17 protein-coding genes and 1 tRNA gene are annotated in these 22,635 nt (G+C 60.3%); 10 read left to right on the forward strand and 8 right to left on the reverse strand.

Going from position 1 to position 22,635, the window contains the following annotated elements:
- Positions 1 to 4 precede the first annotated feature (4 nt).
- The 6 genes from hisB to NZ746_00400 all read left to right on the forward strand — a co-directional run bounded on the left by hisB (position 5) and on the right by NZ746_00400 (position 3,199).
- Positions 5 to 583: an imidazoleglycerol-phosphate dehydratase HisB gene (gene hisB, locus NZ746_00375; GenBank protein ID MCS6815814.1), complete on the forward strand. Its 579-nt coding sequence runs from the start codon at positions 5 to 7 to the stop codon at positions 581 to 583.
- A 1-nt stretch (position 584) separates the two neighbouring features.
- Entirely contained in the window at positions 585 to 1,199 is a 615-nt protein-coding gene (gene hisH, locus NZ746_00380; protein MCS6815815.1) for an imidazole glycerol phosphate synthase subunit HisH, read from the forward strand.
- Positions 1,187 to 1,954, forward strand: coding sequence for a 1-(5-phosphoribosyl)-5-[(5-phosphoribosylamino)methylideneamino]imidazole-4-carboxamide isomerase (gene hisA / locus NZ746_00385; GenBank protein ID MCS6815816.1), 768 nt, complete (start codon positions 1,187 to 1,189; stop codon positions 1,952 to 1,954). Before hisH ends, hisA begins: the two co-directional genes overlap by 13 nt.
- A gap of 4 nt (positions 1,955 to 1,958) precedes the next feature.
- Positions 1,959 to 2,729 carry an imidazole glycerol phosphate synthase subunit HisF gene (hisF, locus tag NZ746_00390; GenBank protein ID MCS6815817.1) on the forward strand — a complete coding sequence of 257 codons (771 nt, stop codon included), beginning with the start codon at positions 1,959 to 1,961 and terminating at the stop codon, positions 2,727 to 2,729.
- Positions 2,726 to 3,085, forward strand: a complete 360-nt coding sequence (gene hisI / locus NZ746_00395; protein ID MCS6815818.1) for a phosphoribosyl-AMP cyclohydrolase — start codon at positions 2,726 to 2,728, stop codon at positions 3,083 to 3,085. Before hisF ends, hisI begins: the two co-directional genes overlap by 4 nt.
- A gap of 40 nt (positions 3,086 to 3,125) precedes the next feature.
- Positions 3,126 to 3,199 (forward strand) — tRNA-Ile (locus tag NZ746_00400).
- A 39-nt stretch (positions 3,200 to 3,238) separates the two neighbouring features.
- Here the strand turns inward: NZ746_00400 and NZ746_00405 are convergent.
- From NZ746_00405 to NZ746_00425, 5 genes are all read right to left on the reverse strand, one after another.
- Complete coding sequence (locus NZ746_00405) at positions 3,239 to 3,982, reverse strand: SurA N-terminal domain-containing protein (GenBank protein MCS6815819.1); 744 nt, start codon at positions 3,980 to 3,982, stop codon at positions 3,239 to 3,241.
- 11 nt (positions 3,983 to 3,993) lie between these two features.
- Positions 3,994 to 6,894, reverse strand: a complete 2,901-nt coding sequence (bamA, locus tag NZ746_00410) for an outer membrane protein assembly factor BamA (GenBank protein MCS6815820.1) — start codon at positions 6,892 to 6,894, stop codon at positions 3,994 to 3,996.
- 6 nt (positions 6,895 to 6,900) lie between these two features.
- Complete coding sequence (locus NZ746_00415) at positions 6,901 to 11,067, reverse strand: translocation/assembly module TamB domain-containing protein (GenBank protein MCS6815821.1); 4,167 nt, start codon at positions 11,065 to 11,067, stop codon at positions 6,901 to 6,903.
- 143 nt (positions 11,068 to 11,210) lie between these two features.
- Positions 11,211 to 12,425 (reverse strand): 3,4-dihydroxy-2-butanone-4-phosphate synthase, encoded by a 1,215-nt coding sequence (gene ribB, locus NZ746_00420; GenBank protein MCS6815822.1) that lies wholly within the window; start codon positions 12,423 to 12,425, stop codon positions 11,211 to 11,213.
- Complete coding sequence (locus NZ746_00425; protein ID MCS6815823.1) at positions 12,422 to 13,081, reverse strand: riboflavin synthase; 660 nt, start codon at positions 13,079 to 13,081, stop codon at positions 12,422 to 12,424. The genes ribB and NZ746_00425 overlap by 4 nt, the downstream gene beginning before the upstream one ends.
- 641 nt (positions 13,082 to 13,722) lie before the next feature.
- Between NZ746_00425 and NZ746_00430 the strand changes: the two genes are divergently transcribed.
- The 4 genes from NZ746_00430 to NZ746_00445 all read left to right on the forward strand — a co-directional run bounded on the left by NZ746_00430 (position 13,723) and on the right by NZ746_00445 (position 19,845).
- A complete protein-coding gene (locus NZ746_00430; GenBank protein ID MCS6815824.1) occupies positions 13,723 to 14,151 on the forward strand; it encodes an AraC family transcriptional regulator in 429 nt (142 codons plus the stop codon).
- Positions 14,152 to 14,492: 341 nt separating this feature from the next.
- Positions 14,493 to 15,917 (forward strand): hypothetical protein, encoded by a 1,425-nt coding sequence (locus tag NZ746_00435; GenBank protein MCS6815825.1) that lies wholly within the window; start codon positions 14,493 to 14,495, stop codon positions 15,915 to 15,917.
- A gap of 59 nt (positions 15,918 to 15,976) precedes the next feature.
- Positions 15,977 to 18,610 carry a hypothetical protein gene (locus NZ746_00440; GenBank protein MCS6815826.1) on the forward strand — a complete coding sequence of 878 codons (2,634 nt, stop codon included), beginning with the start codon at positions 15,977 to 15,979 and terminating at the stop codon, positions 18,608 to 18,610.
- A 230-nt stretch (positions 18,611 to 18,840) separates the two neighbouring features.
- Positions 18,841 to 19,845: a hypothetical protein gene (locus NZ746_00445; GenBank protein ID MCS6815827.1), complete on the forward strand. Its 1,005-nt coding sequence runs from the start codon at positions 18,841 to 18,843 to the stop codon at positions 19,843 to 19,845.
- Positions 19,846 to 20,541: 696 nt separating this feature from the next.
- On the opposite strand, the gene NZ746_00450 is transcribed toward NZ746_00445, so the two are convergent.
- From NZ746_00450 to NZ746_00460, 3 genes are all read right to left on the reverse strand, one after another.
- The gene (locus NZ746_00450; GenBank protein ID MCS6815828.1) at positions 20,542 to 21,684 is read right to left on the reverse strand and encodes a DUF4346 domain-containing protein; all 1,143 of its coding nucleotides are present in this window, start codon (positions 21,682 to 21,684) and stop codon (positions 20,542 to 20,544) included.
- A gap of 9 nt (positions 21,685 to 21,693) precedes the next feature.
- Positions 21,694 to 22,131 (reverse strand): metalloregulator ArsR/SmtB family transcription factor, encoded by a 438-nt coding sequence (locus NZ746_00455; protein MCS6815829.1) that lies wholly within the window; start codon positions 22,129 to 22,131, stop codon positions 21,694 to 21,696.
- A gap of 110 nt (positions 22,132 to 22,241) precedes the next feature.
- A partial coding sequence (locus NZ746_00460) for an efflux RND transporter permease subunit (GenBank protein ID MCS6815830.1) occupies positions 22,242 to 22,635 on the reverse strand: 394 nt, incomplete at its 5' end.

Below are 22,635 nucleotides of genomic sequence, written 5' to 3' on the forward strand. Positions count from 1 at the left end.
TCGGATGGAGAGACGGGCTCGCGTACATCGCACGACACGCGAGACGAACATCGTCGTCGAAGTCCTTCTTGATGGGCAGGGACGTGCGAAAGTGGAATTACGCCCCGCCTTTCTCGCGCACATCCTCGAAGTGTTCGCTCATCACAGCCTCATGGATTTGACGGTCACGGCCACGGGTGATCTCGTGCATCATCTCGTCGAGGACGTGGCGCTGGCGCTCGGCGCGGCGATGAATCAGGCGCTCGGTGAGCGGGAGGGGATCCGACGCTTTGGCTCGGCGCTCGTTCCCTTGGATGAGGCGCTGGCGCTCGCGAGCGTGGATTTGGCGCGTCGTCCCTTCAGCGTCACGGATCTCAAACTCCAACGAGAGATGATCGAGGACATGCCTCGCGAGGACGTCGCGCATTTCCTTCGTTCCTTGGCGACGGCGATGGAAGCCTGCGTGCACATCGTCGTGCTGTATGGGGAGAACGATCATCACAAGATCGAAGCTGGGATGAAGGCCTTCGCCCTTGCGCTTCGCACGGCCATGAGTTCGGATCCGCAGCGCTCGGGCGTGCCGAGTTCCAAGGGGGTGATCTGACGTGCGCGTCCTCGTGCTCGATTACGGCGTCGGGAACTTGTTCAGCTTGTGCGCGGCGTTGGAGCGAGCGGGGGTGGAACCCGTCGTCGCAGCGGAATTCCCCTCGGAGCAAGATTTCGCCGCGCTCGTCCTCCCCGGCGTTGGCCATTTCACGCCAGTAGCGGAACGCCTCGGCGAGATGCGAGATCGCTTGCAGCAATGGCTTGCGGATGGAAAGCCGATTCTCGGCATCTGCCTCGGTATGCAGATCCTCTTTGAGGAGAGCGAAGAGGGAGCGGGGCGCGGTCTCAGCTTCTTCCGCGGGCGCGTTGTGCGCTTGCCGAATTCGGTGAAGGTGCCGCACATCGGATGGAACGCCCTGCGCGTGCGGCAGCGGCATCGTCTCCTCGAGGGAATCGAAGACGGCGCGTGGGTTTACTTCGTCCATTCGTATCATCCGTATCCGGAGGATCCCACGATCATCCTCGCGGAGGCGGAATATGGCCGGACGTTTCCGGCGATCGTCGCCGAGGGCGTGCTCTTCGGCATGCAATTCCATCCCGAGAAATCGGGGGGGGTCGGACGACGCGTGCTCGAGAACTTTCTCGCCATAGCGAGGGAGCGATGGAACTCTTAGCGGCGTTGGATCTCTTCATGGGAAAAGTCGTGCGCTTGACGCGCGGCCAGATCGCGACGGCGAAGGTCTACAGCGCCGATCCGATGGCGACCGCCAAGCGGTGGCAGGAGCAAAAGGCCGATGCCTTGCATCTCGTGGATTTGGATGCGGCGCTCGGGTTGGGCTCGAATTTCTCCGTGATTCAGCAGCTCGTGAGGGGGGTGACGATCCCGGTGCAATTGGGTGGAGGGATTCGTAGCGAGCGCGCGGCGCGGGAGTGGCTCGAGCGAGGAGTCGCGCGCATCGTTCTTGGAACACTGGCCATGAAGGATCCGGCCTGCGTCGGTCGGTTGATCGAAGCTTTCGGGCCGGAGCGGATCGTCGTCGCGCTCGACTTCTCGCGAGAGCGCGTCGTGACGGAGGGATGGACGCGGCCGACGTCGGTCACTGTCGAAGAAGCGCTCTCGCGATTTCGCGATTATGGCGTCCGACGATTCCTCGTGACCGCTGTCGAACGCGATGGGACGTTGAGCGGTCCGGATTTTCACATCTACGCGGAGCTGAGCGCCGTCTCAGATGTCCGCATCCTAGCGAGCGGAGGGATCAGTCGAGTCTCCGACGTCGTGGAATTGAAGCGCGCCGGAATCGAAGGCGTAGTGATCGGAAAGGCGCTTTATGAAGGGTGGATGACGCTTGAGGAAATTCGTCGAGCGCTCGCTGAGGAAGAGCGCCGGAGCATTCCTTCGTCCGATGCGGAACGTCCTTCGGAAGCATGAGGCGATGGGATTGACCAAGCGCATCATCCCATGTCTGGATGTGGATCAAGGGCGCGTTCGAAAAGGGACGCATTTTCTCGCTCTTCGAGATGCGGGAGATCCGGTGGAGTTGGCCTCTCGCTATCGAGAGGAGGGCGCCGACGAGTTGGTCTTCCTCGACATCACGGCCTCGATCGAACACCGACAGACGATGCGCGCGTGGGTGGAGCGCGTGGCGAGCACGCTCGATATCCCCTTCACTGTCGGAGGAGGAATTCGCACGTTGGAGGACGCGCGCCTCATCTTGTGCAGTGGTGCTGATAAAGTCTCCGTGAACACGGCGGCGCTTGAGCGTCCCGCGCTCATTCGTGAATTGAGCGAGACGTTCGGGCGACAATGCGTCGTCGTCGCCATTGACGCGCGACGGCGCCAGGAAGGCGAGCGCCTTTGGTTCGAGGTCTATTCGCACGGAGGGCGGCGACCGACAGGGCGCGACGCCATCGCTTGGGCGCGGGAAGCGGAAGCCCTGGGCGCGGGAGAGATCCTGCTGACCTCCATTGATCGCGACGGGACGGAAGCGGGATACGATCTCGACCTGACGCGCGCGATCGCCGAATGCGTACGCATCCCGGTGATCGCCAGTGGCGGCTGTGGACATCCTCAGCATATCCTCGACGTCTTGACCATCGGAGGCGCGGATGCCGCCCTCGCCGCTTCCATCTTTCACTACGGCAAATATCCCATCCCGCACGTGAAGCGCTTTCTTCGCGAGCGGGGAGTCGAGGTGCGATTATGACCGGCGTTCCGCTCGATGACGTGGACTTTCAGAAGTCCGGTGGACTCGTGCCCGTTGTCGTGCAAGAGGCGACGACGCGCGAGGTACTCATGGTGGCTTTCGCCAATCGTGAAGCCGTCGAACAGACGTTGCGCACCGGATACGCCCATTACTTCAGTCGTTCGCGCAACCGATTATGGAGGAAAGGGGAGACATCCGGTCACGTTCAACGCGTGCGCGCGATCTTAGTAGATTGCGATCGAGACACGTTGCTCTATCTCGTGGAGCAGACGGGCGTGGCGTGTCATCGGGGAACTCGCTCGTGCTTCACTGAGCCTCTGAGCGAGAGTCCATCTCACGAATCCCTCAGTGCTTGACACGGGTCCCGAGAACGGGCAAACTCTTTTTCAGGATCACGGGCCCTTAGCTCAACCGGTCAGAGCAGCGGACTCATAATCCGTTGGTTCCAGGTTCGAGTCCTGGAGGGCCCACACCACCTCCCGAGCGCATTTTTGAGGGGGCTCCTTCGTTCACTTCAGGAGAGAGCGGTACGGGGGATAGAGGACGATCTCGGCTGTTCGGCGCGCGTCATCGAGCCACGCGATCATCTCCGCTTTCGTCTTCTCCTCGCGAAGGATGCGCTCGATGAGTGAGCGAACCTGCTCGAGCGAAGGAGGCGTCGTCCCGCGTCGTTGCGCTTCCGAGACGACATGGCCCTCGTAATATCCCTGCACTTCCTGTTCGCTCACGAAGACGAAGGAACGGAAGCGGAAATCAATGAAGCGCAAGATCTCCATCCGACGGCGAGCGATCTCGCGAAGCGTCCGCTCGTCCAGTCCGACGGCTGCTAGACGGCGTCGGAACGCGCCCTCGGAGGGGAAACGCGCGCGCAGTTGAGCGAGATAGTCCTCGATCTCTGATTCCGCGATGGTGAGCGTCGGAAGTTTCTCGGCTTCTTGGTGAAGGAGCGCTTGATCAATGAGCTGTTGCAAAGCGCGCGCTTTCAGATCTTCGGAGAATGTCCCCTCAGGTATCTCCGGATCCAACGCGAGATACCAGAGGATGTCGCTCTCGGTGATCACCATGCCGTTGACGACAGCGGCGATGCGATCCACGAGGATCGTCTGTGCGGAAGTCGGGAAGGGAAAGACGAGCAAGCCGAGGAGCGCTCCCCGAAGAAATCGCGCCAGGAAGACGTGCCCGTGGAAATGACGCGCGCTCCATCGCGTCGCGCGGGATTCACTGTTGGCGTCGCTTTGCCGGAGCGCATTCATCTCGCGCCGCCTCAGAAGGGATTCCCGAAAGTGAGATGCAGTTGCGTGCGTGGAACGCCGGGCGCGCGCCGGAGCAGAGCGCCGAAATCGAGTCGCAGGGGACCGAGTGGGGTCTTAATGCGCAAGCCGAGACCCACCGTGTGCGTGAAATCACGGAGACTCATGTCGGAGATGCGCGCGAAGACGTTCCCTCCGTCGTAGAAGATCGCTCCGCCGAGGCGCAAAGCGCGCAGCACGGGAAAGCGCAATTCCGCGTTCACGATGACGAGCGCGTTACCACCGAACGGACGCGTCTGACCCGGGCGATTCGGATCGGGCGCGCGCGGCCCCGCTTGTTCGAAACCGAAGCCGCGCAAGGTCGTCGAACCGCCAGCGAAGAAGCGCTCGCTGATGGGGATCGTCAGCGAACGTCCGTAGGGGCGCGCAAGCCCCACGCGCACGTTCGATGCGAAGGTGACGTCGGCCAGGGGGGTAAGCCGATACATGCGTTGATGCTCGCCGAAGAAGCGCACGAAGTTCTCGCTTCCACCGAGGAACCGAGAGACAATAGCGACATCCAGCGTCGTGAACGTCCCGTGCATCGGATCGAACGGATTATCGCGCGAATCGTGCACGAAGGAGGTGGAGAGCCGACCGAGTTGCACCGTCGTATCCTCTCGACGCAATTCCTCGGGCTCCGTCACATTGGAGATGATCACGTTGCTGAACGTGTAGCGGAAGAGGAAGGAGCTGCGCGGTCCAATGGACCGCTCCACCTGCGCGAGGATGCTCAAGCGGCTCGCGTCGAAGGCGATCTCTTCCTGCCGTTGGAAGAGGACGGAGGCGAGAGAGGAGAAATCTGTGCCGAAGAACTTCGGATCGGTGAACGAGAGCTGTCCGGTTTGCTCACGGCGGCTCGCGCGGAGGCGAAATGCGGCTGTGCGGAGTTGGCCGAGAAAGTTGGCATCGGAGAGCTCGAGCAGGCCACGCGGTCCATCGTCGGTGCGGAAGCCAAAACCGTAGGTCAACTGATAGCGCGGGGCTTCGTCCACTTCGATGCGCACATCGCGCACGGCGTGCGAGGAGGGATTCGCTTCGATCGCCTCCGCAGTGATGGAGACGCGACGGAAGGCGCCGGTGCCGTACAGGCGTTCCTCGCTGCGCGTCAGCTCGGCGGGACGGAGCCATTCTCCTTCGCGAAAGCTCACGTAGCGCCGGATCGCTTGATCGCGGGTGATGCGGTTACCTCGGATGAGGATGGATCCAATCCGCAACGGCTCGCCCTCATGGACGCGAAACGTCACGGCGACGCGGTGCGCATCGTCTTCGCGGATCAAGGGAGTAATCGTGGCTTCGGCATAGCCCCGATCCGCATACATTTCGGTGAGACGAGCGATGGCGTCGCGCACGCGCGCTTCGACAAAAGGAGCACCGATTTGCAGTCCACTCGCCCGCACCAACTCCTCGGGAGAGAAAGCGCGCGCGCCTTCGACATTCACTTGCGCGAGGATCAAGCGTGGCCCTTCGTCCACGGCGTAAATGATGAGGAGGTCCTCCTTGGTCAAGCTAACCGCCAGGCGCGCGGCGATCATGCGGGCGCGAGCGTATCCCTGTTCGCGCAAAGCTTCGACGATGGCCTGTTGATCGCGCTGCATGAGCTGACGACTGGTGAGGCCTCGTCCCCACCGTCCGCCGATGACCGAGCCCAGGCGCGGACGAAGCTGTTCCAGGGTGACGGCCGATGTCCCCTCCACGCGAATGGCGCGCAGCGCGTATCGTCGTCCTCGTTGGATCTCATAGCGAACGCGAACGCGATCGTCCGCCTCCGCGCGCGTCACCGTCACCTCGGCGAAGAAATATCCCTGACGCTGGACGTAGTCGAGGAGATTCAGCCGTCCTTCTTCCAATGTCGCTTCGTCCAAGCCTCCTTGGCGAAGGATCGGGAGCAGTTGATGCCGCTGTTCCGCGGAGAGCGGGAATCCTTCGACTTGGACCTCGACCTGTGGACCGGATTCGACGGCGATCTCCACGATGAGGGCATTCTCGCCCTCGGCGCGCTCCAAGCGCGGGGAGGCGATGCGCGGCGCCAGATATCCGCGCCGAAGATGCAGCTCGCGAATCCGCTGCACATCGCTCTGCAGACGCAGCGCATCGAAGAGCGCGCCGGGCTTACTCTCCAAACGCGCGAGCAGCTCTTTGCGATCGAGCCTCACCTCGCCGGTGATCCGCACCTCGGCCACGCGCGCCGGCGGACCCGGAGCGATCCGAAAGAGCACGTTGGCCGTCCGGCCGTCATCGGTGAAAGTCACTTCCGGAGTGACTTCGCAGTCGAAGAATCCGAGGCCGTGATAGAACTCGACGATCTCCTCCGCCGCGCGAGCGAGGAGAGCTTCGGTGAAGCGCGCGCCGGGGGCTAATTCGCCGAGTCGCAGTAGCAGGCGCGCTTGTACGTCGGGATCTGCGCCTTGCATGCTCACGCGCCCGATCCGTGGCTGCGGAGAGAGGCGGAATCGCAGCCGCACGCCCGAAGGCATATCCTCGGCCTCCACGATGACGTTGGAAGCGAGCGCGGATTCGTAGAGCACTGAGATCGCACGACGCACGTCCGCCAGACGCAGAGGATCACCGATCCGAAGCGGAAGGACACGCCGCAGTTCGTCCTGGGGATCCGTGATGGGCTTCTCGTTCACAAGAAGCTCGATTTGAGCGATGGGCTTTCCTTGAAGGGACGCCAACGTCGGACGCTCCACTTGCGCGCGCAGGGCGCCGGGCAAAAGCAGTGCAAGACCGAGAAGAAGCCCCCGATGCATCCAGGGGCAGAACGAGCAGATGGGATTTCGAGCGATGATAGCTGCCGACGCCTGTCGAAGTCTCTCCCGCGGTGGGATCTCCGCGGTGGTCCGATGCGCGACGGATCGTCCGATTCGCTCCATGCTCGTTCAGAAGCGCTTTCGGATTCGCAAATCAAAGCTGAAATTCCCGTCTTGGTCGCGCGTCCCCACGAGCGAGAAGCGGTCGCTCAGGCGATACTCGACGATGATGACCTGTTCCTGAGGACCTGAAAGGTTCGTCGCGTAGAGGATGGAGAGATTGCGATTGATCTGTCGCCCGATGGTGAGACGCGCGGTCGGATCGGAACCTCGGCCAACGATCAGTGGGTCAATTTGAAAGCGGTTGATGCCGAAGATCTTCCCCGTGAATTCCTCAGCGCGGTGCGTCAGCTCGCCGATGAGCAAGTTGGCCGCCGTTCCCAATCCCGTTGGCACTGTCGTTGAGGAGATAGCGCGCTGCGAGAGTTCGCCCGTCGCGATTAGCGAGAGGATTTGTTCCGAAGGCAACGTCGGCTCCGAGCGAAGCGTCGTCTGAAATCGGTCGAGCGTTCCGAGGAGTCCGACGATCACGCGGTATCCGGCGATGTCGCTCTCCGCTTCGAGCTGAAAGCGAGGCGCGCCCGCCGCCGTCCCATCGCGAGGGAAATCAATTCGCCCCCGCGTGATCTGATACTCGCGATTGCGGAAGCGCACGACGCCGCGCGTGACGATCACGTTCCCGGAGATGACGGGGGAGGCCAGCGTTCCTCCGACATGCAGCGAGGCGCTCCCAACAGCATCGGCGAGATTGTTCCGAACCAAGAGCGTGTCCAGCGCCTGGACGCGGATGTCAAGCGACAATGGGGGGCGGATCGGCGCGTCGAGGAGCGAGAGCCGCAGTCGCTCGCCCGCCTGAGCGAGGATGAGTTGCGCCAGGTCCACGTCTTGAGTGTATTCGGAGCGGCGTACGGTGATCGTGCCCGAGAGGATTTGCAATTGTCGGTTCCCTTGCAGCGTGAGCGTCCCGTCTACGATGGAGCGAAGTCCGCGAGGATATGTGAGGGCGATGGCTTCGCTGCGAACGATGATTCGCCATTGGTCGGCGCGAAGGTTCCTGAGCAAGAGCCCGCCGCTCACGGTCACGTCGCCGCCGTTCGCTTGAGCGCGCAGGTTCTCGATCAGCGCTTGTGAGGCCGTGAACCGGATGCGCCCTTGTCCATGGGTGAGCGCGACCGGCCAATCGAGCACGCGCAGCGCGAGATCCTCGATCTCCATGAGGCCGCTCAAGCGCGGCTCCTCAAACGATCCCCGCAGGGACGCGCGAATCGTCGCTCGCCCCGAAGCGAAGAGGCCGGGATATAGGCCGCGCAAAAGGCGCAGGTCCACCAACCCGTTCAAATCCAACTCGTGACCGCGACCCGTCGGTCCTCCGAGGAATTCGCCGAGATCTATCGTGCCGCTCAAATCGAGGCTCGTGTTCTCGCCGACTAGCGCGGCGGGTTCGATTCTCAACAGTCGCCCGCGCATGTGTAATGCGAACGGTCGGCGCGTCTGAAGGGCATATTCGTTGATGACGAGATTCAGACGTGAGAGAGCGAGCATGGCGCGCACATCGGTCGTGCGGTTCGCTGGCAGCCGAGTGTTCGTGAACTCGCTGCGCGATCCGAGCGGCCATTCGAGCCGCAGCTCTCCGCTCATCGCACCTCGCCATTCCGAGAGCCGCCGAGCGAGACGGAGATACGGGGTCAGCGCGAAATCCTCGAATCGCGCGCGTACGTCGAGAACGAGGGCGGGATCAGTGAGGTCGAGCGTGCCAAGAAGCGTTTGCGTCTGGCCAAAGAGCGTGGCCGTGATGGGGATCTCCAGGCGACCGTTGTTCGTCTTCAACTCCGCCACGATCTCTCCGGCTGAGCGACCGGCGATCGAGAGCTGACGCACGCGCACATCGCCGGAGAGGCGGGGATCTGAGAGCGTGCCTTGGCCCGAGAGCGCGAGCGCAATCTGCCCCCCGACGTTCGGCGTTCGCCCCATTACTGTGCGCAGCAAGGTCGCTAAATCTACGTCCTCTGCCCTCATCGCGAGCGCGTATGCTCCGTCGTCGCTCCGCAGCGATCCCGAAAGCGCGATCGTGCCGAAATCCAGCGCGAGGCGAACGTCGCGGATCTCATAGCGCGGAGGATCGAGGTGAAAAGCACCCATCAGGTGGCGAAATCGCAGGGATCGTTCGAGGAGCAAGAGCGCGCCATCTTCCAACAGGATTCGGGCTGTCCCTTTTGGGATTCCGGGCAAGCCGACGAGCGCGATCTCACCTGAGAGTTTCCCGGAAAATGGCAATTCGAGATTCAGCGCTTTCAGCCATCGTTCGACGTTCACGCGCTGAAGTTGGCCCCGCACGGCGAAGCCATTTCCTTCGGTCGTCTCAATCGCCAGTTCTGCTCGAGCGCCCGTCTCCCAAAGAATGCGCGCTTCCTCGATCTGCCATCGTCCGTGCGCATGCGCGAAACGCGCGCGCAGCGAGTGAACGCGCTCTCCCGCCAATAGGAGTCCACCCACCTCCCCTTCGCCAGAGATCGCGTACTCGTCTCCGCGTTTGGCGAGGCGAAGGGAGTATTCGCCCGTCCCGGAGAGTTGTGGGACGAGGTCCTGCGTCAGCGCGCGCAACCGATAGCCGTACGCTTCGAGCAATCGTTGTTGCTCGGCCATGTCCTCCGAACGCACCCGAAGGACGAGATCGAGATCGCCATTCCAATTCACGGTGCCGGAGAGGTTCACTGTTGAACGGCCGACGAGGAGCGAAGAAGCCTTCACCGCCAGTGCTCGGGGAGATAGAGCGAGATCGAGTGCGCCGCGCACTGGGAGTGCATCGGTCGTCGAAGTTGAAGATGGCGCGATCGTCATCGCGAGCGCGCCTGAGGCGCGAGTAATAGCCAGCCCTGGCCACCGAACCGTGAGGGTCCCCCGCACCGTTCCTTCCACAGGGAGCGCGCGAGAGGAGAGGCGAGCGACGAGATCCCGAGCGCTCACACCGTCGAAACGCACATGGGCTTCCGAATTCTCAGAGAAATGAACACGAGCCGAGCCGCGCGCTCGTCCACCGAGCATACGCACATCGAGGTCTTCCAGAGACGCCTGCTCCGGCCCCAGACGCACATGAGCGCGAACCTCTTCAATAGGAAAGGGGCCGATCGTCGTCGCGCGCCCACCCAATCTGCCCGCGAAAAGCCAACCCGTCGGCCCCGAGAGCATTCCCATCACGGAAACGCCGCGCGCGCGGAAGAACGCCGCTGCGAGCGCATCCGCCTTCAGATGAACGAGCAGGCGCGCGCCCATCGATCCCTCGGCTGCTGTCGCGTCAGGCGTGCGAATCTCCCCGCTCCCATTCGCCACGCGAATTCCCCACAGCGTGGCGCGCGTCGTCATCGCCATCGCGTCGAGTTGGTAAGCGCGCCCCCGACCGCGCATGCGTCCGCGAACAGCGAGATCCCCAGAAAGCATCACTGGAGAAGGCCAGTTCGTCGCCACGCGATCCAGGTGCAAGAGAGCTTCCACCACGAGGTCGTATTGCGGATTCATCCATCCGCGAATCGTCCCGGCCAGCAATACATCGCCGACATCGGCCACGAGTCGGACGCGCTCCAACCGCACGTGGTCGCGGGCGACCTCCGCGCGCCATTCCAAATGCGCGCGCGCGATCACGTGCTCGTCCACGGCGAGGTCGAGCCGCTGTATCGCTCCCGATGCGCGTGGGGACGAATCCGCGGGCAAGAGCGAGAAGAGCATGCCTTCGGCCTTGAGTTGAAGGCGATGCCGTCGGTCGTTGACCAGGAGGTTCCCGTCGGTGATTTCTATGTGCTCCAGACGCAAGGTGTAAGGCCTGGGAGCCTTCGGGCGGCGAAGTGCGGAGAGGTCAATATCGGCGAAGTTCGGGCGCCCATTCGGATCAATCGCGATGAGAATCTGTGGGCGATCGAGCCGAAGATCGGCAATGGAAAACGTGCGAGCGAAAAGGTCCTCGATCTCGAAGCGCACGCTCACGCGGGGAAGGCGAAGCAATGGGGCCTGATGTCGGCCGGGGAAGAGGCGCACATCGTGCAGCTCCACAGTGCCCCGCCAAAGCCAGAGGTTCGCATCCGCCAGTTCAATCCGAAGGCGCAGCGGGCGCAGCCGATCATTGAGCGTTCGCTCCAAGAGCCGATCGAAGTGCGCGCTCCTCGTCCAAAGGGCGAGTCCGAGGGCGAGCGCGAGGATCACCCCAGCGCCGGAGGCAATGACGATGGCGACGTTCGCACGTCTCATATGCGATGGCGTGATCTCCTCACATTGAGTTCAGAATGCGACATCGGCTTGCGGCGTTGCTCGCATCTCGCCGTGGCCGCCCTTTCGGGAAAGGGAATGCCGCGGCCTTCGGACTCTGGGGCGAGATGGCGGGCGGAGTTCGTTCAGGCGCGTGCTCGCCCTCTCGTCCGAAAGGGGACGACATCGGCGCCCAATTCGGAGAAGGGGATCGTCTCGACGATTTCCAAGCCAAAGCCCGAGAGCGCGGCGAGCTTCTTCGGATGGTTCGTAAGCAATCGCATGCGTCGGACACCGAGATCGTGCAGGATTTGCGCACCGATACCATAGTCACGCATGTCCCAAGAGAGCGTTCCAGGTACCCGATGCTCTGCGACTTCCGGCTCCGGCATCTCGCAGGCGGAGGCTGTGTGATGGCGAAGCAACGAAGTGACAAGTTGCTCGCCCAAATGCTCGCGTCGGATCAGATAAAGCAGGACGCCACGCCCTTCCCGCGCGATTTGCTCCAGCGCGCGATGCAGCTCGGTCTCTTCCCCTTGAGAGCGGAAGACGTCGCCGAGGATCGAAAGCGTGTGGACGCGAACGAGAACCGGCTCGTCCGGCGGGATCATCCCCTTCACCAGCGCGAGATGAACCTCCCCATTGATGGGATTCTCATAGGCCGAAACGCGAAATTCTCCATACGGGGTCGTGAGCATGGCCTCGGCGCGCTTGCGCACCACGCGCTCGTGTTGCAGGCGATAGCGAATGAGATCGGCCACGGTGACGATCTTCAAACCGAAGCGGCGCGCGAAGGAGATGAGCTGCGGGAGCCGCGCCATCGTGCCATCGCCGTTCATGATCTCGCAGATAACACCAGCGGGCGTCAATCCAGCCAATCGCGCCAGGTCCACTGACGCTTCCGTCTGTCCGGCGCGCACCAGGACCCCTCCCTCGCGCGCCCGCAATGGGAAGATGTGCCCGGGACGTACCAGATCCGAGGGACGCGTGCGTGGATCAATGGCCGTCAAGATCGTGCGCGCGCGGTCAGCCGCCGAAATGCCCGTCGTGATCCCTTCGCGCGCATCAATCGAGACACAAAAGGCTGTCTCGAACCGGGACGTATTCTCCGGAGCTTGAAGGGGGAGGTTCAACTGCTCACATCGCTCGGGCGTGAGCGAGAGGCAAATGAGCCCCCGCCCATGCTTGGCCATGAAGTTGATGATCTCCGGCGTGACCTTCTCGGCGGCACAGCAGAGATCCCCTTCGTTCTCGCGATCCTCATCGTCCACGAGAATGACCATGCGCCCCTGGCGAATCTCCTCGATGGCTTCCGGAATGGAAGCAAAAGGCGAAACGTCGCGTCCTCGGCGCGCTCTCATTCCGCGTACCCCTCGGCTTTGAGCTGTTCAAACGTTATCCCTGAGAGTTTCGACCGAACGTGCGCGAGCATAGGTTCCATCATTCGTTCGATGTACTTGGCCAGAACGTCCACTTCGAGGTTGACGCCATCGCCAGGATGTAATTCCCGAAGGTTCGTCATCCGCAGCGTGTGGGGAATGATCGCTACCTCGAACCACGTCTCGCTCAGTCCGGCGACCGTCAGGCTGATCCCATCCACAGCGATCGAGCCCTTGATGACGAGATACCGACGAAGATCCTGGGGGAAGGCGAAGCGAAAAATCCACGATTCTCCTTCCGGGCGCCGTTCCAGCAAGCGTCCGATGCCGTCCACATGGCCTTGGACGATATGCCCGCCGAGCCGATCGCTCACCCGAAGCGCGCGTTCGAGATTCACCAATCGTCCGGGGCGAAGCTGACCAAATGTCGTCCGGCGGAGCGTCTCGGCCGAGAGCTGCGCACGAAAGCCATTGCGCTCGACCTCTGTCACCGTCAGGCACACGCCATTGACGGCGATGCTCTCACCAACGCGCAGGCCATCCAAGACCTCACGTGCTTCGACCTGCAGTTCCCCCCCCGCACCCATGAGCGCGAGACGGCGAATCCGCCCGACCTCCTCGATCAGTCCCGTGAACATGTCCGAAATTGTAAGCATACAGGACGCTCCGAAACGGAGCAAGACGCCATTCCAAGGCCTGCACGGCTTCTTCGCGCGTCGTCCAATTGGGTCAACCTTTCTGAAAGCACCTCGAGACTGCGCGAGCCATCTATATGCCGAAGTCGCATGACGAGGACCGCCAACGCACAAAATCGAGATCATCGCCCTGGAACAACGACCGAGGATAAAACTGCGCGCGGAGGCATCCGGCATTGACCGATCAGTTGGCGGAAGTGAGGGGGCTGGAGTGGACGGGCGATGGGCAAGCGGATGATGAATCAGCCTCTTGATCTGACCGAAAAAGGATAAGGAGAAAAGTAAAATCCGTTCCGCATAAGGACCGGCAGCAAGGCCCATCCCCGAGGAGGGCAATGATGAAGGGCCCTCAGAGGCGAACGTTGAGGCTTCCCTCAGGGGAGATTCCACGGAGGCATCAGCGATTTCCTCACCGTCTGCAATATCGGTGTAAGACCCGACCTGCGGGATTCCTCCCCGATCCAGGCCTAGAGACCGCTTAAGGTGTTTCCCTGAAAGGAAATACGTGGACTCTAACGCTGGAGGTGCTGCCGTGATCACCTCAAATTGATAAGGAGGAGAGATTGCTTTTGAGGAGGGACCTAATGGCAGGGCGAGGGACGATGGCTGAGCATCTGACGGAGTTAATCCGCGCGCTCCTCGAAGGGGAAACCTCGGTGCTGGAGTCCTATTCCGTTCCGGTGGCGCGGGTCCTTGCCTATTTGAGGGAGAATTTTCACGAAGCCCTTAGGGTGGGAGACCTGGCAGCCCAGGCCCGCGTGAGCCGCTCTCACTTCTATCGGCTCTTTCGTCGGGAGGTGGGGCTGAGTCCGATGCAGTTTGTGTGTCTTTTACGGGTGGAGAGATCCAAGCGGCTGTTGGCGAGCCGTCGCTTCAATGTGATCGAGGTCTGGCAGGCCAGCGGCTTTTCTGATCTGCGCTCGTTTGAGCGCGCCTTCAAGCGCTGGGTCAGCGCGACGCCCAAAGAGTATCAAAAGAGTCTGCACGCGAAGCCGTCACCCACGGAGAAATGACGGCACCGTTGACCCGCATAAGACACAGTGAGGGGAAGATGAGACAAAGTGACGGAAAAAATGAGACAAAGTGACGCAAAAATGAGACACAATGACGGGACAGAAACAGGAAACTTGTGTATAGATAAGGCCCGAAAAAATAGAGGAGGATGTCTTGATCGATGAGGAAAAGGAAGGTCTTGAGGAGGTCAATCACGTGGTGGATGATATTTTGTCGGGCTTCACTGGCTAGGGTTGTAAAACTCGCTGCTTGTGGTTTCTTGCTTGGAGGCGTCTTCGCCTTCGGGGATAACCGGGACGGCGCGCAGAAGGAAAGGGTGCGCTTGGGGGAGCGGCCGGCTTTGGAGAGGCATCTGGATCAGGCCGAGATTGAAAGCGGTCGGATTCCGTTTGAGGAGCTGCTGGAGATCGGCGAGCGGATTTTCTCGGCTCGGTGGACGGTGCTCGACGGGCAGGGGCGTCCGGCGGCGACCGGAAGCGGCCTGCCGACCACGCGCGATCCGAAGAATGCGCCTCGGTTCTCGCGGGTCTCCGGACCGGATGCGACAAGCTGCGCCGATTGTCATTTCCAGCCGACCATTGGTGGAGCTGCGGGCTTTGCAGCGAACGTCTTCGTGTTGGCGCAGACGCTCGATCCCCCGACTGATTCCACCTCCGCCGAATTCTCTAATGAGCGCAACTCGTTAGGGATGAACGGAGCGGGAGCGATTGAGATGCTCGCCCGCGAGATGAGCGCGGCGCTACAAGCTATTCGAGCGGCTGCCATAGCCGAGGCGCGGTCAATGGGGCAGCCCGTAACGAAACAGCTCGTGACGAAAGGAGTCAGTTTCGGCCAGATCACAGCTCAGCCCAATGGGACAGTGGATACGTCGCGCGTCGAAGGAGTCGATCCAGACTTGGTCATCAAGCCCTTCAATCAGAAGGGGACGGTCGTCTCCCTGCGGGTCTTCTCCATCAATGCCCTGAATCATCATCACGGAATGCAAACCGTGGAGCGTTTTGGTGTCGGACAGAGGGACAGTCACGGCAACCTCATCACGACGCCCGATTACGATGAGGACGGCGTGCCGGATGAGCTGAGCGTAGGAGACATCACCGCGCTAACGCTCTTTCAAGCAGCGATGAACGTTCCGGGGCGCGTCTGGCCGGATGATCCTGCGCGGCGAGCAGCCGCCGAGCGGGGCGAGCGGCTCTTTGAGCAAATCGGCTGCAGCGACTGCCATCGTCCGGCGCTCATTCTGGATAATCCCGTCTTCAGCGAGCCCAACCCCTTTAATCCACCGGGGAATTTGCGCCCGGAGGAGGTCGCGCGCCCAATCACGTTCGATCTGACGCGCGAAGGGCCGATGCCTCGACTGGAGCGAACGCCGGACGGTCGGGCGATTGTGCGGGCCTATACCGATCTGAAGCGGCATGTCATCTGCGACGAGCAGGATCGGTTCTTCTGCAATGAACGGAGGGTTCAGGACGGCGTGCCGACGAATCAATTCCTCACGCGGAAGCTGTGGGATGTGGGGAGCACGGCTCCGTATGGGCATCGGGGTGATCTGACGACGATCACCGAAGCGATCCTCCATCACGCCGGAGAAGCCCGGCCACAGCGAGAGCGATTTGCCGCCCTCCGGGAGGAAGATCAAGCAGCGATTGTGGAGTTTTTGAAGACGTTGCAAGTCCTGCCTCCGGGAGCCCCACCCGTGGTCACCGAGAGCGAGTTGCAAGAACTCGTGCGGCAGCGGCGGGCAACCGGAAAAGAGTGGAACCAGTAGTTGAATTTTCACAAGGGAGTTCTGCGCGACTCTCCTGTGTGGAAAGGGAGGCCAGGCGTATGTCCTACCATTGGGGAGAACACAAGAGGAGAAACAGGGGAGCGGTTCTTTTCCTCATGCTCGCGCTCTTTGTGTGGCCCGTGGGGCGCGAGCCGGAACAGACGAGCCCTCACGCTCACCATGGGCAGAACATTTCGTCAGACGCGGTTTCGATCATTGACAGCGCGGGGAACGATGCGTCTCATCCTCACGAGGGGCAGAATGTTTCGTCGGACGCGGCTCAAGAGGCCGAGCGGGAGCGTCAACTTGAAGCCCTACGACAACAAGTTCTGGCGGAACGAGCGGCCCGCTTTCGGCCCGTGCAACTGCATGCTCCCTTTTGGCGGGCAGGGGAGGGATTTCGCTCCCTTCTGATGCTCAACAACGCGCAGCCGCGACGGATTGAGATTACGCCCCTTGTGCGTCGGGAAAGTGGAGAGCTGCTTCGGGCGCGGACGATCTCGCTTGGGCCGCTCCAGAGCGTGGATGTGTCGCTTGAGGAGCTGATCGGCGAGGCATCCGGGCAGGGACAGGTCGCGCTCGGCTACGTGGGCGATCCGATGGAAGTGGTTGGACAAGTGATCGTGGTGAACGAGGCGGCGGGCCTGTCATTCAATCACGTCTTCGTGCCTCCGACGATGTGCATCGCTCCACGGTTTGATGGCGTCTTCTTTTGGCCGGGCCAGAGGGCTCAAGGGGAGCTGATCCTGGCCAATACGAGCGAACGGACGCGGGCGGTTGAGCTGCGCGTCTATGGCGAGAGCGGCTTCAGCGCGAGGCAGACGTTTGAGCTGGGACCGTATCAAACGCGGGTGATGGACGTGCGCGAGGAGATCGTCGAATCGTCAACCATAGGCGCAACCGCCGTTGGGGTGAGCATCGCTCACAATGGGAAGCCGGGAGATTTGCTCGTGCAAGGATGGGTGGCGGATTCCTCAGGATATGCGGCGAACATCCGCCTGGTGGATGTGGGCATGCGGCAATCGGGGCGAGTGCTCAGTCCGGCGTTGCGGCTGTGGGAGGGTTTGAGGCCGCTGCTGCTTCTGGGCAATAGCGGAGATCGGCAGCAAGAGGTCTCTTTGATTGCGCACTACCGGGTGAACGGGCAAGCGGTGCGGAAGTCGTTGGGACGGGTGGTGGTAGGGTCCGGGCAGGCGCGAGCCTTTGACCTTGAGGAGAAGCGAGGGGAGATTCCTCGGCGGGCAGAGGACGTGGGGTTGGAACTGCAGCATCGGGGGCGAGGGGAGAACGTAGTGGCCGATCTTCTGCTGGTGAGCGAGGATGGATCGGAGGTCATTTCGGTCAGTCCCAAGGATGCTGTGGGCGAGGCCTATGGCGGGTTCAACTATCCCTGGAGGATTGGGGAGGAGGCCGACACGGTGATTGCTGTGATGAATCCGAGTCGGGTGGAAGAGTTCTATGGGGAGGAGAGTTATACTTACGAGGGCGGGCGGTTGCGACCGGGGGAGGTGCGGCAGGTGGCGGTCAAGGCGTTGAGAGACAAACGAATTCCCGATCAATTTGGGCGGCTGCTGCCGCGTGGGGTGAGCCGGGGGCAGGCCAAGCTGGTGGTGCATGGGATAGCGGGAGTGGAGGAGAGTCAGCGGATCATCGGGGAGGCGATTCTGGTGGATGGGCGGCGGGGGATTCGGGCGACGATGGCCTGTCCGAATTGTGTCTCGCAGCCGCTGCGGCTGGAGCCGGGGGTGGCGAGCATACGGGGGGTAGTAGGGGAGCGGGCGAGCGTGACGGCGCGGGTGTATTATGCGGATGGGTCGAGTTGGGCGATCAACGATGGGCGGGCGATTGATTGGTTGGAGAGTAACGTGAGCATTGTGCAGGTCGTGGTGATTTCTGATTCCGTTCGGGATTGGTTTGAGGCGCGGTTTCTGAGTCCGGGGACGGCGACGATTGATGCGCAGGTGAATCACTGCTGGATTTGCAATCCCTGCATTGACGTGACGCTGGGGCTCACTCAACAGATTCAGGTGACAGTGGAGCCGAAGGTTCAAATTACAGAGGCTGACATCGTATCGGATCGAATCGCAGTATTACTTTCTCCAAGCACTGCAAGCGGAAGGCTTGTCTTAACATTGGTAAGCGCTGGTGGGAATGTGACCTTGTTTAACGATACTCGTAGTGGTGGCACCCATGTATTTTCTTTTAACCCTGCCAACCTTCCAGCACGCCAATTTACAGAAGTGAGAGCCGGTTGGACTGTAAACGGGATCACCGGCAACGGCAATAGGGCCGTGAGCTTCCGTGTGCTTGGAACCTATCGGCACTCCCAATACAACACTCCACACGAGTCCCGGTGTGTGGGAGCTCCCGCAAGCGCATACATTACAAATGCCGCTTGTAATTTTACTGCTACGATGTTGCGTAGTGATTTTATAGTGCAAGTTAACCGTAACGGGAGTGGGCGATCAATTAACTTCGGAGATATTGTTCGTGAATTCTTTTGCGTGCGGCCGCCTCGAAATTTTCCGTCTGATGCACCTGATCGGAGCTTCCGCCAACAAGCAATTAGACCGGCCTGTAGTGGACTGTCGCTGAGCAATACGACTGTAGCTCGGAATCCGGATCATCAGCACTTGACATGCGGAGATCGCGTGTTAATAGTTCGGATTGGGCGGAACCCCTGGGACAGTTAAGACCGTCACGGATGTATGCCCTGGTTGTGCGGAAGCTCAGTTGGATAACTACACAACTGATGATAGGTGCTCGGGGATTACGGATCTTGGTAATTTCGTGACCATCCGGTTGAGGTAGCCTTATCTAGGCTAAGGAGTCACTCATGTGCTTACGCACACCATGACGATGAAAGCGAGGTAGGACAACTTGGCGGCTTGCGCTACATGCCATTTTCACAGGAGGTAAAATCATGAGGGAGAAACCTCGTCTGAGCCTCAAGAAGGTGCTCACGGTCGTTATGGCTTCCTCATTGTGTGTACCTGGTTTTCACGTCGGTCTAAACGGAGGAACAACCTCGTTCTCAAGCTCCCTAGCTCAGCGGTCCTCGAAGGTAGACGTCTTTGATCCCGACCGTCAACGAGAGGTTTCTGTGGAATCCGAGGATCTCATCATTTCTCTCACGCGAGTCGAGCCCTGTGGCGACTGTGGGGGAGGTAAAAGTTTCACCTTTGAGGTCAAAGATAAACGTCGCGCCACTAAGTCATTTTTCACCATTAGAAACGACACGGCTCAGGTCGATGAGCTTGTGATCATTAATCCATCGCGGGCGGTCGTAGTAGGGAGCGTCAGCGGAACGGTGAGGATCGTGAACGTGATAGATTTGAGGGCTGGCGCCGTTGTGGATCACTTTTACTGTTATTTTCCTAGCGTCTATGGGCAGTTCATCGCCTATGTGAAATTTACTCCCCGGTATTCGACACAACCCGGTTGGTGGAGTGCGGTCTACCTTGTCTATGATGCGACAGCCTCACCCATGCAAAACAGGCTCCATTACAGGCAAGGACTTGAGAATCACGAGAACGTCGGGATACCCATATATCCTCCTGAAAATGTCGAGCGCAGAGTTTATTATCCGGTGATCTCTGGCGAGGAAGAAGCTCACCAGCTCGCGTCGGACGGCCTTTTTTGGCTCCGGGAGGGCGTGGTGGCATTCGTTGACCGGTGGAAGAAGGCGAATCATTTGGTCGTCGTTGACGTGGGATCAGGGATCGTTCGACCGAAGGTAAAAGTGAAAACAATCGACACCTGGGCCGTCTTGGACTTGGCGCAGTGCGAGGAGACCGAGCATCCGGAAAACCTCATTTATGTGCAAGAGATCCATCTTCTAGAAGAGAAAGCGGGATATGTGCGTCTTCACTTCACGCCAAGGGACTCGTGCTTGCGAATCTCAACGCTCGATCTTCCTATTCGATGACAGGATGGCGGGAAAACGGAAACGAGAAAGGGGAGAATGTGGGGCACGGCGGATAGGGGATCTGCGCTTTCTTCTCTCGGGAAGTGTGAGTAATTGGGTGAGGCGTATGCGCGAGCGGATGCGATTCGGACGACGCTTGAGCCGACGACAGCGACGGGGACATTTCGATTGGAGTATCTCACGTTGGGAGGGACGGCACGGACGCTGGTTGGACTGGTGAGTCGTTCGGGGGGCAGCCATAGGGACTCTTTTAACGTCAGCAACATGACCAACGGAGATCAACTGCGAACCCTTCGGGCCACGTGGACGGTCAACGGCGCAACGGGAAGCCGTGAAAGTGGTCACGGCGTAAGGGTCTCTGCTGGTGGAGGTCAGCAGCGGAGCAGTGCGACTCCTCCGCTGAACCTCATTTCGGGGGGCTCAGGGCGGGGAGGCCATAGCGGCGAGCGAGCATTTGCGGGCACTCCATGGGCGACCAAGATGAGGAGTCTGCAAGGAGGTGCATGAGACATGAAGAGCGGTCTCGTCTGTCCCGTCGCGATGGGAATCTGGCTTGGCTCGGGCATAGCCTCTTCGAGAGTGGGATCCCCGTGGCTCGTCTGCTTCGCAGCGACGATGGCCGTGCGGCCGAGACGATCGAAATCGGAATCATTCGCTTCTTGATCCCGCGTTCCTTTCCGTTCATTAGGAAAGGCGCTAGCGTTCTCGCGTGAAGTCTCCCGTCGCCCCGTCCTGAACATATTTGAATCCGTGCTTCAGGCTCAGTTCCGCCCGCTCCAACTCTTTTCCTAAATAAGCGGCATGAGAGAGCTGCGTGACCCAGCCGTTTTTGATGATTGTCCAGTAGAGGCTCCTGGCCGTTTCGCCTTCGATGATCCTTAAGAGCCGGTTGTCGTAGGAGTAATGCTCCACAAGGATCACCTTTCTTTCCGGTTGCGGAAGGATGACGAAATAGCCGGCCTTATCCATCTCAACGTGGGTCGGTTCTTCTGCCTGAATGACCGGTACCGTGGAAATCTGAGCGGACTTGGTTTCCTCAGCGCACTGCACACAGGCACAGAAGGGGCTGGGATCCTGCGAGAGTTCTTGGAGTTTCTCAATGATGGTCTTCACATCTTCACATCCGATCAGGTCGACAACCCGCACTTGTTCTCTGAAGGCTTCCACTTCATCACGAGTGACGTTCCTCAAAATGGGACGCTTTCCCGGAGAACCTATTACCCTCATGCTCTCATCAACGCCGTTTTTCCATAAGGCCAGAAATGTGCTTCCGGTCCAATGCCCTTGAGGTTCTTTGCCAACCAGAAGGAGGAAGCGAATAGTCGGATTAGTGATCGTGTTTTTGATGACCTTATCAATGCCGATGTTTTCCGTCTCCGTTTTCCCAACGATGCAAAGTCCTTTCGGCCTGATGCGAGCCAGCTCCTCGGCCAGTTCCACACTGGCCAGGGTGGAAACGGCCACCGGACAATTGGGACCATCACAAAAAGCAAAATACTCTCCCGGCACCGGCGGCCACGTCCGCTCCCTTACGTCAAAGGCGCAACTCAACGATTGAGCTTCGGCGGCTTCGGGAAAGGCTTGATTGAATATGTTCATCGCTACGGCCGGGAAGCAGTACGCGCAGCCCAGGCACGCATACTTGATCGATTCCATCTGCTCCAGCCAAACTCCGATCTGTTTGAGCAAAGCCGAACCGGCTTCGCTTTCGAGCGTGGGAAGAGCCGATTCGATCTTTTTCAACGTCTCCTTCATGCAGCCACACTGCCGGCATTTGACCAAGTCCATGCCCACGCGTAATTCAGCTCGGATTTTCTCAATCGGCTCTTGACCAGTCATAGCGTTTGCTCATCGGCTCACCGATGCCACTTCGGCCTTCGCCTTCTGGCGCACTCTCTTGGCCGCCCTGCCCGGCACCAATCTCTCCTTTTTTATCCCGACGAGGCATTTGCCACGGATGCGAATGCGCAGGCGCTTCTTCAGCTCCCTCTCGTCCCTCGCCAAAAGAGTTCTTGGAATTGAGGCGAGAGCGTCAAAGAGGGACTGCATGAATGGCTCATCGGCGTCGTACAACGAGTAATAAACCCACCGCCCTTCCCTTCGCTCGGTGAGGAGTCCCACCTGCTTCAACACCTTCAAATGCTTGGAAACGTTGTATTGAGGGACCTCCAGCGAATCAACCAGCTCGCAGACACACAGCCCGCTCTTGGCCATCAGAAGCAAGCGCAGGATGCGCAATCGTGTTTCATCGCTCAGGGCCTTAAAAATCTCGATATACTCGTTCATTGCTCGAATTCTTATATGCCCAACGAAGCATATATTTGCGTCTTTGACAAGTCAAGGGCCTTATCAACTATCCATTGATGTATCGAACCAGTTGAAATTCCCACCTCAGGTCAGTCCTTCACAAACCAGCGATAGATTGCGGGCAAGACGAGCAACGTGAGCACGGTCGAAGTGAGGAGTCCGCCGATGACGACAGTGGCTAAGGGGCGTTGCACTTCCGCGCCCGTTCCTGTGGAGAGAGCCATCGGGACGAATCCGAGACTGGCTACGAGCGCTGTCATCAGGACCGGACGCAACCGGGTGAGCGCACCTTGCACGATGGCGTCTTCAAGCGTCAATCCCTGCTCACGGAGTTGGTTGATGAACGTAAGCATGACAATGCCATTCAGCACCGCCACGCCGGAAACAGCAATGAAGCCAACCCCCGCGCTCATGGAAAAAGGCATCCCGCGCAGAAGCAGCGAGAGGATGCCGCCGGTGACGGCAAAGGGAATCCCAGTGAAC

It is taken from the genome of Blastocatellia bacterium (assembly GCA_025055075.1).
Classification (GTDB): Bacteria; Acidobacteriota; Blastocatellia; order HR10; family HR10; genus HR10.

Bases quoted from the DNA above. Each gene is read 5' to 3' on its own strand.
- hisB (MCS6815814.1), top strand. From the start codon at position 5: ATGGAGAGACGGGCTCGCGTACATCGCACGACACGCGAGACGAACATC.
- hisF (MCS6815817.1), top strand. From the start codon at position 1,959: ATGGGATTGACCAAGCGCATCATCCCATGTCTGGATGTGGATCAAGGG.
- NZ746_00405 (MCS6815819.1), bottom strand. From the start codon at position 3,982: ATGAATGCGCTCCGGCAAAGCGACGCCAACAGTGAATCCCGCGCGACG.
- bamA (MCS6815820.1), bottom strand. From the start codon at position 6,894: ATGGAGCGAATCGGACGATCCGTCGCGCATCGGACCACCGCGGAGATC.
- hisA (MCS6815816.1), top strand. From the start codon at position 1,187: ATGGAACTCTTAGCGGCGTTGGATCTCTTCATGGGAAAAGTCGTGCGC.
- NZ746_00430 (MCS6815824.1), top strand. From the start codon at position 13,723: ATGGCAGGGCGAGGGACGATGGCTGAGCATCTGACGGAGTTAATCCGC.
- NZ746_00440 (MCS6815826.1), top strand. From the start codon at position 15,977: ATGTCCTACCATTGGGGAGAACACAAGAGGAGAAACAGGGGAGCGGTT.
- NZ746_00415 (MCS6815821.1), bottom strand. From the start codon at position 11,067: ATGAGACGTGCGAACGTCGCCATCGTCATTGCCTCCGGCGCTGGGGTG.
- NZ746_00450 (MCS6815828.1), bottom strand. From the start codon at position 21,684: ATGACTGGTCAAGAGCCGATTGAGAAAATCCGAGCTGAATTACGCGTG.
- NZ746_00445 (MCS6815827.1), top strand. From the start codon at position 18,841: ATGAGGGAGAAACCTCGTCTGAGCCTCAAGAAGGTGCTCACGGTCGTT.
- NZ746_00425 (MCS6815823.1), bottom strand. From the start codon at position 13,081: ATGTTCACGGGACTGATCGAGGAGGTCGGGCGGATTCGCCGTCTCGCG.
- ribB (MCS6815822.1), bottom strand. From the start codon at position 12,425: ATGAGAGCGCGCCGAGGACGCGACGTTTCGCCTTTTGCTTCCATTCCG.
- hisI (MCS6815818.1), top strand. From the start codon at position 2,726: ATGACCGGCGTTCCGCTCGATGACGTGGACTTTCAGAAGTCCGGTGGA.
- NZ746_00455 (MCS6815829.1), bottom strand. From the start codon at position 22,131: ATGAACGAGTATATCGAGATTTTTAAGGCCCTGAGCGATGAAACACGA.